Raw genomic sequence first — 18,254 nt, forward strand, 5'->3', positions numbered from 1 at the left:
TCTTAATTATCTGAAATTCAAACTTATGCGCGAATAAAATAATAACAAAAAAAACTATTTTCCGAAGCGATAAACCAAACAGGTACTGATGACATTGTTATACTGGTCGTCCCACCAATACCAAAGAATATCGGTTTCGAGTTCCCGGACAGGGAGGAAGGAATACGCGAGGCGTAAATCGAGTGAAAGGCGGTTAGTCAGATCGAAGCGGCCTCCGATGAAAGCCTGATAGTCAAATTCATTAAACTCGTGCCGGTCTTCTTTAGGGAATAAGCCGTAATTGCCATATTCGGCGTTCTGCACCAGATACCCGGCCGAAAGCCCCAGGAACAGCGAAATTTGCTCGCTCGTACGAAATCCGATGTAAACCGGAATATCCATATAAGCCAGGCGCATGGTGTATTTTTCCTTTACCGGCTCTCGTTCATCCGGCTTTTTCCGGCTTCCTTTCTGCGCATATTTGATTTCCATACCGGCATACACCACAGGCGACAGATCGGTTTGTACCCAGCCACCCAGAATAAAACCCGGCTTATGGTAGCCTTTGGTATTGTCGCCATCCACCTGCGAGGCGTTCAGTCCGCCGATGAGTCCGCCGTAAAACTGCTGGGCCCTGATGGAATGGCCCGACAGCAACAAGATGATAATCAGAAAATACCCTTTCATTCTTTTGTAAGCATTTCTTTCAGTTTTGCGACACCGGCCCCTGCCTTTTCTTCAATAAAAGTAACTTCTTTGAGGTAAACCGGCGGCCTCTCCGGATCAATCACGATGACGGGTATCCGGTCGGGGGTATAATTTAGCAGGCCGGCGGCCGGATATACATTCAGCGAGGTACCGATCACCACGAAAATGTCGGCCTGAGCAGCAATTTCGATTGCCTCTTCCATGGCGGGAACTTCTTCGCCAAACCAAACGATATGCGGACGCAACTGGCTTCCTTTTTCACACTTGTCGCCCAGGTTCAATTCCCAGCCATCCAGTTCGTATACCAGGGTTGGGTCTTTGGTGCTGCGTACTTTTTTCAACTCACCGTGTAGGTGAAGCACCTTGCTGCTTCCGGCCCGCTCGTGCAAATCATCCACATTCTGTGTGATGATGTAAACATCAAAATCGTTCTCCAATTCAGCCAACCCTTTATGACCGGCATTGGGTTCACAGTCGAATAGTTGTTTGCGTCTCTCGTTGTAAAACCGGTTAACCAGTTCCGGATTTTTTGCCCAGGCCTGAGGCGTAGCCACATCCATCACATCATATTCCTCCCAGAGTCCGCCCATATCGCGAAAGGTGCGCAAGCCGCTTTCCTGGCTCATTCCGGCGCCGGTTAAAACCACCAACTTCTTCATCTTCTGATTTTTCACTAAAGATAAAAAACTTTGCAGGTTTGACGCATAAAAAAGGGAGGAGAACTGTACAGACAATCCTCCTCCCCTGCTGAATATGGATTCGGGTACTTAACGATACTCAACCTTGACTTATATCGTTTTTAAGCTCAGCGTTTCGCCCCGGGGAATATTTACCCGGTACAAAAAATACGTTTTTATTTGTTTGGGTTGAAGATCGGGAGTTCCGGCTACTTCGGGTTTTGAAATTCCGGTAAACTCAAATAAGGGATTCGAAACCGGCGTTGTTGCTTCGGGCAAGTCCAGTTTCCATTCGGAACGAATGACACAATCGCCACCAATGGATGAGTAAATCGTGGCTGAGTTTAACCGGCCCTGATCCCAATCTAAATCTACTGTAAAACCGCCGCGCGCTTTTAATCCGCTTACGCTTCCTTTGTTCCAGACAACCGGCAGGGCAGGCAGTAAATGAAGGGCTCCGGCATGGCTTTGCAGCAACATTTCGGCAATACCGGCCGTAACGCCAAAGTTACCGTCGATCTGGAAAGGAGGATGCGCATCGAGCATATTTTTATACATTCCGCCGCCGGCATACTGAATATTGGTTCCATAACCAATGGGCGTAAACAGGTTGCTGATAATTTTCAGCGCATGGTCGCCATCCAGCATACGCGCCCACATATTGGTTTTCCAGCCCATCGACCAACCGGTCGCCTCGTCACCCCGGCGCAACAACGAATTACGCACCGCTGTAAACAACTCAGGCGTTTCCCAGACATTGATCTGGTTTCCCGGATGAAAACCATACATATGGCTCAGGTGACGGTGGTGCGGGTCAACTTCTTCGAAATCTTCATTCCATTCCATCAGAACACCTTTGTCGTTCACCCGGAATGGCTGCAACTGCGGAATCAGGCTGTCGAGTTCGGCTGCGAATTCGGGATCGACATTCAGTATTTCAGCCGCTTTCCGGCAATTGTTCAGCAGTTCGTTGGTCATGGCCAGGTCGCAGGCCGGACCGGCACAAACGGACACCTGCCTGCCGGTTTTCGGGTCAATAAATTTATTTTCGGGCGATGTGCCGAATTTTGTTTCCAGGTAGCCCTTTTCATTTTCTCCCAGCATACCGATCACGAAACGGGCCGCTCCTTTCATCAGGGGGTACATTTCGTTCAGGAAGGATACATCGCCGGTGAATAAATAATGGTCCCAAACATGGTTCAGCATCCAGGGGCCACCCATCGCCCAGTTGGCCCAAACCGGGTCGCCTGTTCCCTTATCGCCGACAGGCGGGCAATGTGCCCAGATATCCCCGTTGTGATGCGTCACCCAACCGTCCAACCCGTAATACGACTCGGCAATGGCTTCACCTTTCACCGAATTGGCCCTGATTAGTTGCATCAAGGGCCCGGTCAGCTCCGAAAGGTTGGTCGCTTCGGCAGGCCAGTAGTTCATTTGCAGATTGATATTTTGCGTGTAATTACAACTCCAGGGCGGGCGAACAGATTGGCTCCAAATGCCTTGGAGGTTGGCGGCCTGCGTTCCCGGGCGCGAAGTAGAAATCAACAGGTAACGCCCGTACTGAAACAAGAGGGAAACCATGTTGGGATCTTCATTTTCCCTGAATGAAATGATTCGCTGATCGGTGGGAATGGTATCGGCAGACGTGTTGTCACCAAGTTGAAGATTGACCCGGTTGAATAAGTCCGTATAATCACGAACATGATTGTTTTTCAGTTCGCTCCAGCCTTTTGAACCGGCGTTTGCCAGAATATCGCCGGCAATGGCAGCATAATCTTTTCCTTCCAGTCCGGGCGATTTGAACGGTCCGTTAAAGCTGGTCGCAGCAGCAATGAGCACAATAGCTTCTGTTCCGTTTTTCAGGCTGATCTTTTCATCCTTCAACGAAATATCTCCTCCCGAAGCCATCACCCGGATGCCAACCTGTGCCTTCATGCCTTCTCCGTCCCAGTCGTCATACACCACGGCATCATCGCCGGTGAACTGGCTCCGGTAGTTGGGTTCAACGTGCTTGGGGGCCTGAACGATCATTTTATACACATCGCCTTCCGATTCGATTTGATAGCGCAACAAACTTTTCAGACCAAGTGAAAAATTAAGCTGACCGGCTTTTGATGAAGTCAACCGGATCGCGATCACCTGATCGGGGAAACTGGAGAATAGTTCCCTCGTAAAGGTCGTTCCATCCGCCTCGTAGCTGACCCCCGCCGTCGCATTTGAAATATTGAGATACCGGTTGTAGGCTGTAACATTTTCGTGGCCGGTTTCGAGGATCAAATCACCAAGCGGCTGATACGATTGTGAAAACGGCCCCTGGATATGCCGAATAAGCTGATCGGCTTCGGTATATTTCCGTTCGCTGACCAGTTCGGCTACCTGTCCGGCATAACCGGCTGCATCGGGATTGGTAAAATCTTTGGGATAGCCTGACCAGAATTCGTCATGGTTCAGACGAATGATTTCGTGATCGGGTTTGCCAAAAACCATGGCGCCAAAGCTGCCGTTGCCAACAGGAAGGGCTTCCATCCACTCGCCGGCCGGTTGTTGATACCATAATTTTAGATCGCCGGTTTCTTTGGGTTGCTGACAGGAAAACAAAAGAAATAAACTTAAAAAAAGGATTGAGGTTGATTTGATCATGATTAGCAGTATTGGTGAAGCTCAAAAATAAGTTCTTTTTAGGAAGCAGACATACCATATTTGATAAAAAACGGGTGAAAAATATTGCAGTTAGCCAATAAAGAAAGAATGTCCCCGTTTTTTATCGCCAATTTGATGTTCCTGTTTATTGGGCCATCTTATATACCTCGCTGCCAGCCAAAAGGAAACAACCCAGTCCGTAATCTTCGAAATCGGGCATGCTGGTGTAGCTCACTGGTTGGCCGTCTTTGGGTTCTTTTCCGGTTCCTTGTAAAAAACCTAAAAACCCGTTTTCGTGGACTGCTTCAGCGGACATACCATTCCACGCCTTCTGGATGACCGGTTTGTATTTGGCTTCATCCACCAGGCCGTTGTTTACCGCCCAGGCCATCCCGTAAACAAACAAAGCAGTTCCTGAAGTTTCTTTACCGCCAAAATGATCGGGGTCGTGCAGGCTGACATTCCAGAAACCATCTTCGCGTTGCAGCGGCAGCAGCGCTTCCAGCATTTGCAGCAAGGTACTTTGGTATTCGTCGCGGTGCGGGTCGTTGGGCAAAATGTCGATCACCCGCACCAGAGCAGCTACCACCCAGCCATTTCCGCGCGACCAATAGCAGTCTTCGCCATTCGGTTCGGCGTACGGAGGCAGAAAATCTTTGTCGCGCCACCACAGGCCATCCTCCGGGTTCCACAATCCCTGGGTCACTTTTGTATCCATATACATCTCATACATACGTTCCGAATAGGCCGTATCACCCGTCAAGACAGTTAGTTTTGCAAAAACCGGCATCGCCATTTGCAGCGCATCGATCCAGTTCCAGTCATCTATTTTATCGGTGACCATCATCGAGTCGATGGACGCTTTAATGTCGTGAATTCGAACAGAATCTGTCTCAATTTTGAACAGGTCGATATAGGTTTGGCCGCAGCACTGGTTATCGGCATTACGCGTAGTCACCATGCCGTCGCGCAAGCTCCAGTTGTGCGCTTCGCCCCACGAAACCGCATAATCCAGGTAGGCCGGATCGGGTTTGATTTTGTACAACTCCATCAAACCTTCGTAATAAACCGCCCGCGTCCAGATATTACTTGGCCGCTCGCGGTTGGTAATGATACTTTTACCCGTATCGGGCCATTTTTCCATGAAGTATTGATTGGTCAGCACCATCTTATCCAACACCTCCTGTTTGGTCGGAAATTTCTCCGTTGCGGTCTGACAGGCCGTGAACAGCACAGCCAGTATCAGGTAACAAATCATTGCTCTTCTCATTGTACTTATTTGGTTTAAAAATTCATTCATCAATTATCAATCGCCAATCATCGATCCTTAGTTCCCATCCGGTTTCAGTATATCGGCAGCCGGGCTTTCGGGCCAGAAAAAGTTTTCGAACGAATCCGGCTCGGAAGGGTTAAATCTGTTGAATTCATCGGCCACATAGTTTGCCAGATCCAGTTTCTGGTCCAATATCGCCTGCACGACACACTTAGCCAGTTCGTAAGCTCCATACGGGTTGAAATGGGTATCGTCGGCCAAGGGGCGCTCTTGTCCGGGATAGGTATGGGCCGGATAGTGCACAAAAGCCTTTTTAGAGTTTTCGGGACCGAGCGCTTCATACAATTCTTTACTCATGCCATTCAGGTCAATTACCGGAACATCTTCGGATTTTCCCAACTGCCGCATGGCTTCGGGATAATCTTCCAGCGTGTTCACAATTTTCCCCTGCTCATCAAACTTGCGGCGGTTGGTGGGTGTCACCAAAACCGGATTTCCGCCTTTCTTACGTGCCTCCTGGATAAAATTACGCAATTCGTCCTGGTACGTAGTAAATGGTTCCAGATAATTACCACCCGGCTTCTGGTCATTATGGGCAAACTCCATGAACAGGTAATCACCCGGCTTCATCAGGGATAAAATCTTCTCAAGACGATTTTCGCGCTGGAAAGCTCTCAGCGTTTCACCGGATTCGGCATAATTGGCCACCACGATTTCCGGCTTCAGGAAACGCGGGAACATTTGTCCCCATGATGCCCAGGGCTCGTTTTCCTGGTCGGTTACCGTGGAGTTCCCGGCCAGAAAGATCACCGGCAAATCGTTTGCGGGCTCAATCTCAAGAGACGAAACACAGGGCTTCGGGCCGTTGAATTCCAGGGTAAGTTTGTCGTCCCAGTTCAGGTAAGTCATCTCGCGCGGTTTCCGGCGAATTTCCAGCGTGTCGTTAATGTGCGGGGTACGCACATCCACCACCATGGTTTTTATAACGACTTCGCCTTTGGCAGTTTGAATATTTTCGAGCATCAGACGGCGCGATTCGGCTTTCACAGTTGTTGCAGCTGCCTCAACCGGATTGCCCAAGATCAGCGTAATTTTGTAGCTACCTTCCGGCAAATCAACAAGGAAGTAAAACGGTGTGTCTGAAGCGATCCAATCGCCGGTAAGCTCGTCTTCTCCTTCCTGATTTACTACCTTAACCGGATTGTCGCTGATAATCCCAAAGCCTTTTTCGGGCGTATAACTGTTTTTTTCTGTGACTTGAGTGAAGCCCTTTTTTACAGGTCCGTTGCCAAAATCAAACTTCCAGTTTGTTTGTTTCTTGCCGGTTGCCTGGTGTTTTACCAGATCCAGCGTGGGGCGGGTTGGTTTTTTCATATCGTCGCCGATATAAAAGCCGGGATGTGGCGGCTGGTTGTAGGCCACATTCTGCCAGGCCATGCTCAGGCGGTAAACGGGGTCGTGCATTAGGGTAATAAAGCGATGCTGCGTTGGAATGGTTGTTGTGTAAATGCGCAGCGACTGGTTATCAACCGTTCGCCATACCACTTCTTCGCGCCAGTCGCCAAACAGGTCGGCGCTCAGGCCGGGAGTCGATTTTGTGCCATTGTTGCTCCGGCAGCCGTCGGCCACCAGTAAGGTATGGAGTTGCTCGTTTTCCCAGTCCCATTTCATCACCATGTTTTTATCGAGCAATTCACGCAGCAGGTCGCCATCCCACCATACAGCAAAGTTACAGCTGCGCGGGGTCGTTTCCGTGATCTTTTCCCCTTGGGCATTCCACATGCCGTTGATACCGGCGCCAAAGGCCCAACATTCGTTTCCGGGGAAACGCGGGTCCACATTAACAGAAATGCCCCGGCCAGGTCCTTCGCCTTTGTCGCCACCCGAATCAGCGGCTTTCACCGAAGCTACTTTCCAGAGGACTTCTCCGGTATGTGCATCGCGGAAGTTCATGCCTGCATCGCCGAATCGTTCCTGGATATTGAACACCTCAAAACCCGGGCGGGTAGGATCGAGATCGGACAGATGCAGGGCATCGGCATGGCCCAGGCCTGTAGCATGCAGCCCCGTTCCGTCGTGGTCAATCGCTGCCGCCCCGTAAATGATTTCATCAAAGCCATCGTCATCCACGTCGGCCACGCTCACGCTGTGGTTTCCCTGGCCTCGGTAAGCACGGTTGCCGGGTGTGCCGTCGTCACTATCAAACAGCCAGCGTTCGGTAAGTTTCCCATCGCGCCAATCGAAAGCCGCCAGGGTGGCCCGGGAGTAATAGCCCCGGCACATCACAATCGAAGGGCGCTTGCCATCCAGATAAGCCACGCAAGCCAGGTAGCGTTCAGAACGATTAGCATTCCCATCGCCCCAAACTTCTTTCATTTCGTTCGGGGTGGGGTTCAATTTTGAAAAATGCCTGCCGGGCACGTAAGGCACTGTTGCCAGAGCAGCGCCTGTCAACCCGTCAAAAACAGTGAGGTACTCCGGTCCGCGGACAATGTGCCCGTCTTTGTTACGATGGTCCGCATCGGGATCGCCAATGACTTTTCCGGCGCCATCAACCGTCCCGTCGGCGGTTTTCATCACCACTTCGGCGCGTCCGTCGCCATCAAAATCGTACACCAAAAATTGGGTATAGTGAGCTCCCTCACGGATATTTTTCCCCAGGTTGATGCTCCAGAGCAGGGTACCATCGAGCTTGTAGGCATGAAAAACAGGTTCATTGGTAAACCCGTGGTGGCTGTTATCGCGTCCAACCCCCGTCATATGCACCACCAGTTCGTAGTCGCCATCGCCATCCAGATCGCCGGGAGCAATGTCTCCGGGCGAGTATTTCTCCGGAGTTTGCAAGGGGACGGTTAACCAAGGCTGCACCTCACCGGTTTTTGCCAGGCTGTACGAACCCTCAGCCTCGGTCTCCTTTCCATCAACGACCGGTTTAACGTAATACGTGCAGACTCCGGTTGGTAAGCCGGCAATATCCATCAGCGAAGTTACATCAGTTAAAGGTTGATCATTCAGCTTTACCTCAGCGGCACTTTCAGCCTGCCGATACAGGTTGAATCCCACGTTTTCAGGATCGGAAGCCAGCAAACGCCAGCTTACAAAAACACTGTCTTTACCGGCTTGCACTGCCACCAGCCCGCGCGACAAATGTTCCATCTGACGTTGGGCAACAACCGAGAAACTGCAAAAGAGCAGAAAGATCAGAATAATTCGTTTCATAATGTAATTAATCTTTATTGTTAACACGCCGCCAGCAATTAGTCATTGATTCGGTTTACATAGCCACTGAGCGGACAAGCCTTGAGTTGTTTTATTTTTTGAGAAAGGATTTTGGCATTCAACCGGGCGCCGTCAACATTGGTGTGCGTGTGATCTCCAGTAAAGAACGTGCTAACCGAATCAGGCCCCAACGTTTCATATTCAGCAGCTACAGCTTCATTCAAATCAATAAAGAATGCGCTGGTTTGTTCGGCCACCTCACGGGCCCATCTTCCATACATATCTGAGGCGCGTTTCACTTTTCCGTCCTCCCATTGGTTTCGCGGAATCATAGAAACGACAATTGGTATCGCTCCTTTGGCCTGCGTGTCGCGAATGTATTTTTTCAGGTACCAGCCGTAGGTGTAAACCGTTTCTTTGGAACCATCTTCACGTGTCACTTCCTGCGTTTCGTCGCCAATACCCCGCAGCGAACCGCGAAATTTCCCGGCATCAGGACGGGCGCCATCGTTGTGCCCAAACTGCATCAGGACAAAATCGCCCTTGCCCAGTCGCGAAACAAGGTCAGCCCACAAACCTTCGTGCAAAAACGTCCGGCTGCTGCGTCCGCCACGCGCTTTGTTGATAACTCCCACCCGGCTGGTGTCGAAAAAGGCAGTCAGCTCGCGACCCCAGCCCACGATTTTGCCGTCGCCGTTGGCAACCGTTGAGTCGCCAATCAAAAAGATCTTCTTTTTTGCGGGGAAGTTAATGGAAGGATTCTCCAGCAGGTAGTCTTTCAGCGGACAGTTCTCAGCTTCGCGCAGGCCCTCCGCAATCAGCGAAGCCGCCAATACAGCTCCTTTAGCCGAGGTATGCGTATGATCGTGCTGAAAAAATAAGTTGTCCGTCACCTGCGCTTCTCCCAGCTTTTCCATCGCCAAAGCCATTTTTTCATTCAGATTGATGAATTCAACCCCTTCGGCCAAGGCCACCTCTTTGGCCCACAAGCCATAACTTTGATCGTTTCGCGGCACGCGGCCATCCTTCCAATTGTTGCGCGGAATGGGCGACATAACCACCGGAATGGCCCCTTTTGCCTTCGCTTCGTTGATGTATTGCAGGAGGTACCAGCCATACGAGTGTACGGTTTCGTGCTCGCCGGTGAGCAGGTTGTCAATCTCCGCGCTTTCGTCGCCAATGCCGCGAATGGTTCCACGGGCGCGAAGCGTATCGTTGAGCAGGCCGGCATCGTTGTGGCCAAACTGCATCAGCACATAATCGCCCGGTTGAAGCCTTTCTAAAACAGGCGCCCAAAGCCCTTTGGAGCGGAACGTACGGCTACTGGTTCCACCCAAAGCATGGTTTTCCACCTGAATCCTGCTGGTATCAAAAAACTGTACCAACGGATCGCCCCAGCCCCAAAGCCCGCCGGAGCCATCGCCCCACCCGTTTTTCACGGTTGAATCGCCAATGGTAAAAATGGTAGGCTTACCAGTTGCTTCCGGCAATCCGAAAGCCAACAAGCAACTTACCAGAAAAAAACTGATCAATTTTATCATTTCAATGAAAGTCTTAGTTTCTCTTTTTTTTGATGATGCTGTCTAAAAAGTTATTGACCGAGTCATCCTGTCCGGCAACCGCCGGATCAGGATCTCAAACCACTGATAAACAGACCCCGAAATAAATTCGGGGTGACTCGAGCCAGAGATTTGTGATTTTTTAGACCGCGCCATAAATATGTTCTATTTGTGTACATCCGCTTCGATTTCGAACACAAAAGGCGAGGCTGTTTGGAATTTTCCGCCTTGTGAAGCGACAAACAAATGCGTGGGTCTGCCGTTCTGCATCAGTACCTGTGGCCGCTCAAACCGACCGTATTTGCGTAAATGCTTGGGTGCTTCGGGCTGATCAAAGTAATGCGAAACCCCGAAATAGCTGATTTTTGGCTCCGACCAGCGAATGCCATCGTCCGACTCGAGGATGATGCCCACCTCATGGTCAAAACACCCCATATCGCGCGCCAGCATGTAAAACGTCCCATTCTCCCGAAACACATTGCCATCTTCGAGTTGCCGGTTGTTGCCCAATGCCGAGTAATCGATGATCGGATTTTCGGCGTAGCGGACGTACGGTCCCTCCAGTTTTTCGGCAATGGACAGCCCGTATTTGCGGTTTCCACGGATAGCCGGATCAACCGGATTGACATATTCTTCGTCGTTCCAGCCTTTGTAATACAGCCAATACTGTCCGTTTGGATGTTTCAGAAACGAAGGGTTCGAGGTGCAATGATCATCCCAGGCCCCTTCTGCGCCCGCCTCCAACAGTGGTTTGTCGGGCCGTTTCCACGGGCCGTTGAGCGATTTGGCTGTTGCCAGACCGATTCGCTTGGTATTTGTTTTTCGGTTCGAATTACCAATATAAAACAGGCAATACGTGCCATCAACCAACTGAATATGCGGGTTGTGGCAGGTGGTGCCATCCCAAAAACCTTCGCCACGCGGTGCCAGGATGGTTTCAATTTCGCGGTAAGGGCCGGCCGCCTCATCAGCAACCGCATGTGCAATCTCCGAACTGTTAATCCAGCCGCCCATGCCTTTTTCAGCGTTCCAACGCGAAAAAAACACGTGGAACTTCCCGTCGGGTGCAACAATCGGGCTGCAGCCCCAAACGTAATAGCCATCGAGTTCCAGAATTCGCCCCATCGGTTTCAGCCGTTTAGAGAAAGCAGAAATATCCTGTTTCCGGTAATTTTTACCGGGAACGGATGTTGCCAAACCAGTGCCCCCTGAAATCAGCAGCGCCCCTCCGGCAAGTAAACTTTGCTGTATGAAATCACGTCGTGTTTGCATGGTCAATTCCTCTTTTATTGAACGGGCATTTTCTTCATCAGTACCCGCTTATATTTTCATCTATACGGAAATTTATTTTCTCCTAGATGGAATTTTTTTTTCTCCTAGAAGAAAATTTATCGCCATCAGGATGTAAAAATTCCTAAGATAAAGGCGCTACCTAAAAAGTCATTGATCAAGTCATCCTGTCCGGCAACTGCCGGATCAGGATCTCAAACTACTCATAAACAGACCCCGAAATAAATTCGGGGTGACCGACTTTTTGGACAGCGCCTGTCATACTATCGTGAAAGGGTTACCCCCATCAAGCCAATAATTACTTCGTTGGCAATCGTTTCCAAAGTCAACGAAACCAGTTCTTTTTCCGGATCGAGCGGAAGGTCGAGCAAAGTTGCCATTCCGCCGTCCACATAAATCGGGTCATTCGACATTCGTCCGCCCATCTCGCCGGCGTGGTATTTGCTCACATCGCCGGTTTTCAGGCGTACCCGCCACGGACGGGGCTGCCGGGTGTAAAACGCCCAGTCATCGATAAACAAATCCTGATCGAGCGGAATCAGGTTGTCGGGCAAAACCAGGTCGAGCAGATCCTCTGTTCCATCGGCATAGCCAACACGTATTTGTCCGTTCAGCACGTAGGCCTGCATGTGATAGGTGGAAGCGGCCACCAGGAAATAGGCCTTCGATGCCTTGCCGCTGAGCGGAATGCTGACCGAAGCCGGGTAATTATCCCACAAAGTGGTAAAGGCGATGTTGTTGGCATCCTTACTACCGGGAGTTGCGAAAGGAATACCCTGCGGAAGGGTAAAAGTGCCGCCGTTGGCCGCAGCCAGCGAGCGGATTCCGCTGTCGTCAATCACCGAAAGGTCGTTTGGGTGGCACCACTGCCCCATCCCCTGCGTGGGCACTTGCAATGTGGTGTATTCCCAGCGCGGCGAAAGGTATTTTCCGTAGGCGAAGATGTCGCGCACCTTTTCATTAAAGCCGTCCGTCATCGCAACGGCACGATATTCCTGCCCGGCCGGATTGGCGATGTTCCAATTGATGGCACGAAGGTCATACGTCTTTTTTTCGCTTCTGACTTCAATTTTATTCGTTCCCAATGTGGCCACCGGCGATTTAAACTCGTATCGGGTTTCTCCTTGAGCGGGGATTTTTACGGCCCCGGTGTTGTTGCCATTCACCCAAAGCTCACCGGCAAGGGGTACATCCGTATGATTCATCAGATCGAAAACAAGCAATTCCGAATCCGGATGATTGGCGATTTCAACAGGCTCGACCACCTCCAGTTCCACCGGAAGCCAAAAGTGCATTTCGCCGGATAAAACCGGAACAAACAAGGTTTTGTTGCCTTCCGAAGTCGAGACAGTTCCGCTTAAAACGCCCTTACGAACTTGTGCTCCCCGGAGCACCGATTGCGGATCGTATATTTTTTCGCCTTCGAAGGGCAATTTCAAATGAAGCACTTCGCCCCGGGCAATCTTTGCTGCTACTTTTTCTGTAGTCAGCTCCTCTCCCGCCCATTCAATTTCAATTTCGTAAGCAGGGGCCACTCCGGCATCAATCCGAATTCGCGGAACCGACACCGACTCTCCGACCAACTCAAAGTCGGTTTCGCGGCCATTCAGCCGAATGGACTGCACCCGGTTCGATGGGGCCTTCACTTCCAGCAACAGGCGGATATTCTTTTTCAGTAAGTTTGGTTTGATGGTATAACTATCGGTATTTCCTTCGCGCTTGAAAGAATACGCCATATTCCGGGTTTCGATCTCCGCAAAATCCCAATCCGCAGGAAATCCGGGGCGGATGGTCAGCCGGTCATTCATCAGGTCGGGAACGATGCCGTACATTCCCTGCACCAAAGCCCGAACGCCCATGGACACCGGATCGGCAAAGTCGCGGGAGGTTTCTCCGCGGGCTGCATCATAAAACGAAATCTGGGTGATGTTGCCCGGCCCGGAGCCCAGGTACATGGCATCGAGCAGCGCCCCTTTGTAAAGCTTGAAAGCCTCGTCCGGGCGGCCGGTTTGCCAGTAGGCCAGCGAAGTATGGACGATCTCGGCAAAAGCTACATTGTTGATCGACCACATATAGGGCTGCCAGTTGGTGCTTGCCACCACGTGATTGGTCGTGTCTTCCAGCCCTTTTGCCAGAACCGGAATGTGCGTCAGTTCCGTGTCGATGTATCGTGTTGCCTGGTACGCCTTGAACGGATCGTGAACATCGGAGTCAATCGCATGATAAATGGTCCACACCGCAGCGTTGTCGTGCCGCATTTCATGCCCCATATTATCTTTGAATTCAGCCCACCAGCCTTTCTCCGGAATCCAAAGTTCACGGTTCAGCGCCTCGATAATCAGCTCCGCCTCCTTCGCGTAGGTCGAAGCATCTTCTCCTAATTTTTTGGCAATTTCTGCCGCCATTTTGTTGGCCCGGTAGTTATAGGCCGACGAGTGGGTTGCCTTTCCGCCATTGTACTGAAGGGCATCGGAAGCCCAAATGCTGCAATAGCCGTCGTAAAGACCATCGTTGTCCGGGTCAAAGGTGTTTTTCTCCCAGGCGAGATGGCGCTTCAGGGCCGGAAAGATTTCGCGGGCATAATCCATGTCGCCGGTCCAGTTCAGGTGCCACAACAGCTCGTCGAAAAAAACCAGGTTCATGTCGTAGTGGTGCATGATATCGGTCCGGTTGGGGCTCCGGCAGATGTAGCCATTGCTGTACATTGGCGTGCCCCATGTTTTCGCGGCACGTGCCTGATTCAGCTCTTCATCCTGTAGGTGCGGTAAGCTAACCGGCACACCGGTCACCTGCGAGTTGATGTAGCCGTTGAAGTGGGTACGTGCCCGGTCGTGCAGGCCAAGCAGGTCAGCCAGATAGGCGGCCCGCCAGCCGGTGAGCGGCATTCGCCAGCCAATGGCTCCGTGCAAATAGCCGGGATCTTCCCACACGGCATCCTCAGCCCCGGAGAAAATTCCGCCCAATGTATTCAAATACGGATCGGGCGTATATAGTTTCAACGTCGAAGCTATCTTTTCGCGATAAGCAACGCCTTTGTTGAAAGCATCGGCCAGTTTGTTGTACGCGAATAGCGCGCAGCTCTTCGCGTTATGCAATTCAATGTAAAACGGCTCAGCACCAATTTCGTATTCGGCGATGATCACCGGACGGGAAGATTTCTCAGACTGAAGCAACTGTTCCAGATCGTCAATCCGGTTGCCATCTGCTTCGCGAATGTTCGTGCCTGCGGGATAGGTGGCGGTGATGCTTTTGGAGTTCGCATACACCTGCGATGCGGGGCCCGCCGGTTTTTGCCGGCTTTCGGGATTCTCATAAGTTTCGTCGTCGGAAACCGATTTGGTAACATGTCCATACCAAACAGTAGCCTGATGGCCGGTGATTTCGAAAACATTTCCCTGACAGTTGGCCGGTTTAATGAAAAAACTATCTTCGGGGTCGGCCCCCAAATCGCCTTCGCGGCTATACCGCTTGTTATTGGCCCCGCCGTAAATCCACAGAATCTTTGTTCCATCGGGAAGCCGGTCGGCAATGTACCTGACAACCAAACCATCGCCGTCGGCCAAAGCTACGGCATCGACGGTGAGCGTGCCATCCCCCAATAAGTTCTTGTCTTTCAGAATATAAGTGCGCTGTCCGGATTTGAAGCGGGATTCGACAGACTCCAGATCGCGAACCCAGCTTTTCCCAAACGGTGTTGAAATGGCCATATACACACTTCCGCCCAGGTAGGGCATGTACAGCCCAAATTCGGGAAAATCGCTTGTTTCGAAACGAAAACCGGTATTGGTTCCGTATATGGCACGGGTGAACCGTTTGTCTCCATTATGAATGACAAACTCTTCGCCATCGGGCTTGTACCGGAGCTCCCGCTCTTTTCCCTGCCACCAACGGGCAGGATCGATCGGTTGCGCGCCAAGGTCCCAAGCTATGGCAGCGAGCAGTATGGTTACAAAAAGCTTCCGCATTATCTACTCGTTTCGTAGTCCGAAATAAAAATAAAGCGTTCGTTTCACCGGTTTTTCCATCACGTTTAGTTCGCCTGAGGGACCGAGATTCCAGGTGTCGTTGCTGATGCCCATCGCGAGCTTGGTTCCAACAGGGGGAATGCCATCCAAAAAGGAAATGTTCCCGACAGGCAGTACCGGGTAGTTTTTAGGTCCGGAAACGCCGTAGAAATCGAACAGGCGGACAAACAGATCGTCTTCCTGGGCAACCACGGTAAACTTGCCATCTACGGTGTTGAATTCAATCCACGAAACATCGGCAAAGTACCCTTTAAACTGCGGATGTTCCCAGGAATTATCGCCCGGCAAAATATTGTTGTACATACGTTCAAATACATCCAAACGCCCCCCTTGCAAGCGGTTTTTCCACACATGCGAAGGCCCCTGTCCTAACCACTTGGCGCCAATCACATCCGACTCGGGAAAGTTGAAGCTGATGCCGGTGAAATATTGGTCGCCTTTAACATGATATTCGTAATCCAGTTGCAGCCAGCCACTGTTGTACATGGTCCAGGTAAACGATTTCAGATCGCCGGAGTAGTTGAATTCCAGCACATGCGACTGCGAATTTGAGCGTTGCGAGAAGCCAATCAGTTCGGCAGCGCCGCTAACCAGCACAGGGCCGTCGGAGAACGGGAGGGGCAAGCCAAAATCATTATTTACCGCCTGAATTGTTCCTTCCTTTTTTCGGAATGAAACTGAAATTCCCGAGGCCTTCATCGTTAATAAACTATCATTTTCAGTTAGTTCCACCCCCGAACTGATGATATCCCCGCCATCTTGCTGTTCAATCGGTAAAATGTTGTCCTCTTCGATTCCCTGGGCTTTCAGCTTTTTCAGCCGTTCTTTTTCCGTTTCACTCAATTTTTTTTCAACCAGTTGAACCACGGCGTTGGTGTTGCCATCGGTTTTCCAGCTCCAGCAATAAATTTCGTCGCCCGACGGAGCAAAAGCACGCAACAGCAGGGCATCGTATTGTTTATAATCATCCGGTAATTCCAGTTTTATCTCTCCTTTTTGTACCGGTTGAATGTCGGGGCCGGCCACTTTCCCCTCCTTCATCACCTTCCGGTTGGAGCCGCGCTGCCCGGGCAAGCCGAAATTCACGAGTTGCCATTCAAAACGAATAGCCTTCAGGTTGGTGAAATGATGGCGGTTTTCCACCGGAATACGTCCATCAAATCCGGCTGGCAGTTTATCGATCTCAATTTTTACCGGGCTGTAAATTTCGCGCATGGCATAAAAGCTGCCTTCTTTTTCACGATGCGGCCCTACCAGTCCGTCGGGGGCATTCACCCGGTTGGCGTCGATAAAACCGTCGAGATCGGTCCGCACCAAACCTTCATCGGCCAGTACCCATGAAAAGCCGCCGGCCGAACGCCCGGAATTCCAGAAGAGCTCCCAGAAATCACTCAGGGAAGCGGCTCCGCCTCCATCATCCTGGGCATGCAAAAATTCGGTAGGCATAAAAATCAGCCCTTCTTCGAGGATCTTTTTCGAAGAATAGTAATTTTCGTAGTGGTTGCAATCAATGCCATTAAAATCGTTTCCCGGGCGGTGGTGGGCATGAATGACCGGCCGGTTCGACGGATCATAAATGGCGTAATCGTCATCCAGTTCTTTGTTGGTTCCGCCTTCATTCCCGTTGCTCCAGAAGATGACCGACGGATGGTTCACATCGCGGATAACCATCTCGCGCACCAGCTTGCGGCCAACTTCCGTGTCGTAAGCATTTTGCCAGCCGGCCAGTTCATTGAGCACATACAGGCCCAGCGAGTCGCAGTAGTTCAGAAAAGCTTTATCGGGCGGGTAATGGGCGCAACGAACGGCATTCATATTCATCTCCCTGATGAGCAGCACATCATTCAAATCGATGGTTGCGTTGACACAACGACCGGTTTCGGGCCAGAATACATGCCGGTTAACCCCTTTCATTTTTACTTTGACGCCATTGATATAAATGCCGTCGCCCTGCCTGATTTCGATGGTACGGAAACCAAACTTTTCGGTCAGTTCGTATTGGCTTGCCTGCCCTTCTTTTAAACTCACTTTTACCGTATACAGGTTAGGTGTTTCTGAAGTCCACGTTTTGGGCTGTTTCACTTGGCACGCGAGGGTTACCGGCGAATCGCCGGCCCCGGCTTTGGTTTCGCAACTCTGCACACGATTTCCTTCCACATCGAAAATTTCGGCCAGAATCGTTTGCTTCTTTTTTAAGCCCACCGGAAACACGTCCATCGAAAAACGACCATCGGCTTTGGCGTTAATGGCTACGCGGTCGATAAATTCCTGGGGCACCGCTTCGAGGTAAACCGGTCGGTAGATTCCGCCAAAGATCCAGTAATCGGCAAAACGCTCGGCACGGTTCACGGAGTGGTTGGATGACATTTTTTGAACCGTCACTTCCAGTTCGTTCTCCTGTCCGGCTTGCAGCTTGTCAGAAATATCATAGCGAAAACGGTAAAACGAGCCTTGATGAACCGAACCAGCCAGTTCACCATTAATTTTCACTTCCGTGTCGGTCATCGACCCTTCAAAGACAATGAAAATGGTCTTGTCCTTCCAATCCTGCGGAACCGGGAACCGGTGTTTGTAAATTCCCGTTTCATCCGAAAACTTAAACTTTTTGCCATAGGTCCGGTAGTCGCGACCATAGTCGTATTCGCCAAAACCCTGCTGCTCCCAGTGCGAAGGCACTTCGATGGTACTCCAGAAGCCGCTTTTTCGCCCCGAAGTGCAATAAAAATCCCAGGTGACCGTGTTTTCATTGTCGGTTCCCGACAGGTATTGGATTTCCTTTTTTTGAGGAGAGGCCCAAACCGTTAGGCAAACCATGCAGACCAGGGCAAAAACAACCGTTCGTTTATACTGATTCATCTTTTTCTTTTTTCAGGAGAGTTTTGTG

Annotated in this window: 9 protein-coding genes; all 9 read right to left on the minus strand. The window is 50.9% G+C overall.

The window, feature by feature from the left end; translation table 11 throughout:
- Nucleotides 1-54: 54 nt before the first annotated feature.
- A complete protein-coding gene (locus AC6H3C_RS23490; protein WP_497518078.1) occupies nt 55-666 on the minus strand; it encodes a porin family protein in 612 nt (203 codons plus the stop codon).
- Nucleotides 663-1,346, minus strand: a complete 684-nt coding sequence (locus AC6H3C_RS23495) for an SIR2 family NAD-dependent protein deacylase (RefSeq protein WP_497518080.1) — start codon at nt 1,344-1,346, stop codon at nt 663-665. The genes AC6H3C_RS23490 and AC6H3C_RS23495 overlap by 4 nt, the downstream gene beginning before the upstream one ends.
- A 129-nt stretch (nt 1,347-1,475) precedes the next feature.
- Nucleotides 1,476-4,004: a glycoside hydrolase family 95 protein gene (locus AC6H3C_RS23500; protein ID WP_497518081.1), complete on the minus strand. Its 2,529-nt coding sequence runs from the start codon at nt 4,002-4,004 to the stop codon at nt 1,476-1,478.
- Between the two features lie 145 nt (nt 4,005-4,149).
- Nucleotides 4,150-5,274, minus strand: coding sequence for a glycoside hydrolase family 88/105 protein (locus AC6H3C_RS23505; protein ID WP_497518082.1), 1,125 nt, complete (start codon nt 5,272-5,274; stop codon nt 4,150-4,152).
- Between the two features lie 57 nt (nt 5,275-5,331).
- Nucleotides 5,332-8,496, minus strand: coding sequence for a rhamnogalacturonan lyase family protein (locus AC6H3C_RS23510; RefSeq protein ID WP_497518083.1), 3,165 nt, complete (start codon nt 8,494-8,496; stop codon nt 5,332-5,334).
- Nucleotides 8,497-8,534: 38 nt separating this feature from the next.
- Nucleotides 8,535-10,037, minus strand: a complete 1,503-nt coding sequence (locus AC6H3C_RS23515; RefSeq protein WP_497518084.1) for a rhamnogalacturonan acetylesterase — start codon at nt 10,035-10,037, stop codon at nt 8,535-8,537.
- Between the two features lie 183 nt (nt 10,038-10,220).
- Complete coding sequence (locus AC6H3C_RS23520) at nt 10,221-11,327, minus strand: glycoside hydrolase family protein (RefSeq protein WP_497518085.1); 1,107 nt, start codon at nt 11,325-11,327, stop codon at nt 10,221-10,223.
- A gap of 281 nt (nt 11,328-11,608) precedes the next feature.
- Nucleotides 11,609-15,310: a DUF4450 domain-containing protein gene (locus AC6H3C_RS23525; RefSeq protein WP_497518086.1), complete on the minus strand. Its 3,702-nt coding sequence runs from the start codon at nt 15,308-15,310 to the stop codon at nt 11,609-11,611.
- Nucleotides 15,311-15,313: 3 nt separating this feature from the next.
- Nucleotides 15,314-18,226, minus strand: coding sequence for a glycoside hydrolase family 2 TIM barrel-domain containing protein (locus AC6H3C_RS23530; protein ID WP_497518088.1), 2,913 nt, complete (start codon nt 18,224-18,226; stop codon nt 15,314-15,316).
- Nucleotides 18,227-18,254: the final 28 nt, after the last annotated feature.

It is taken from the genome of Gaoshiqia sp. US2, assembly GCF_059705485.1.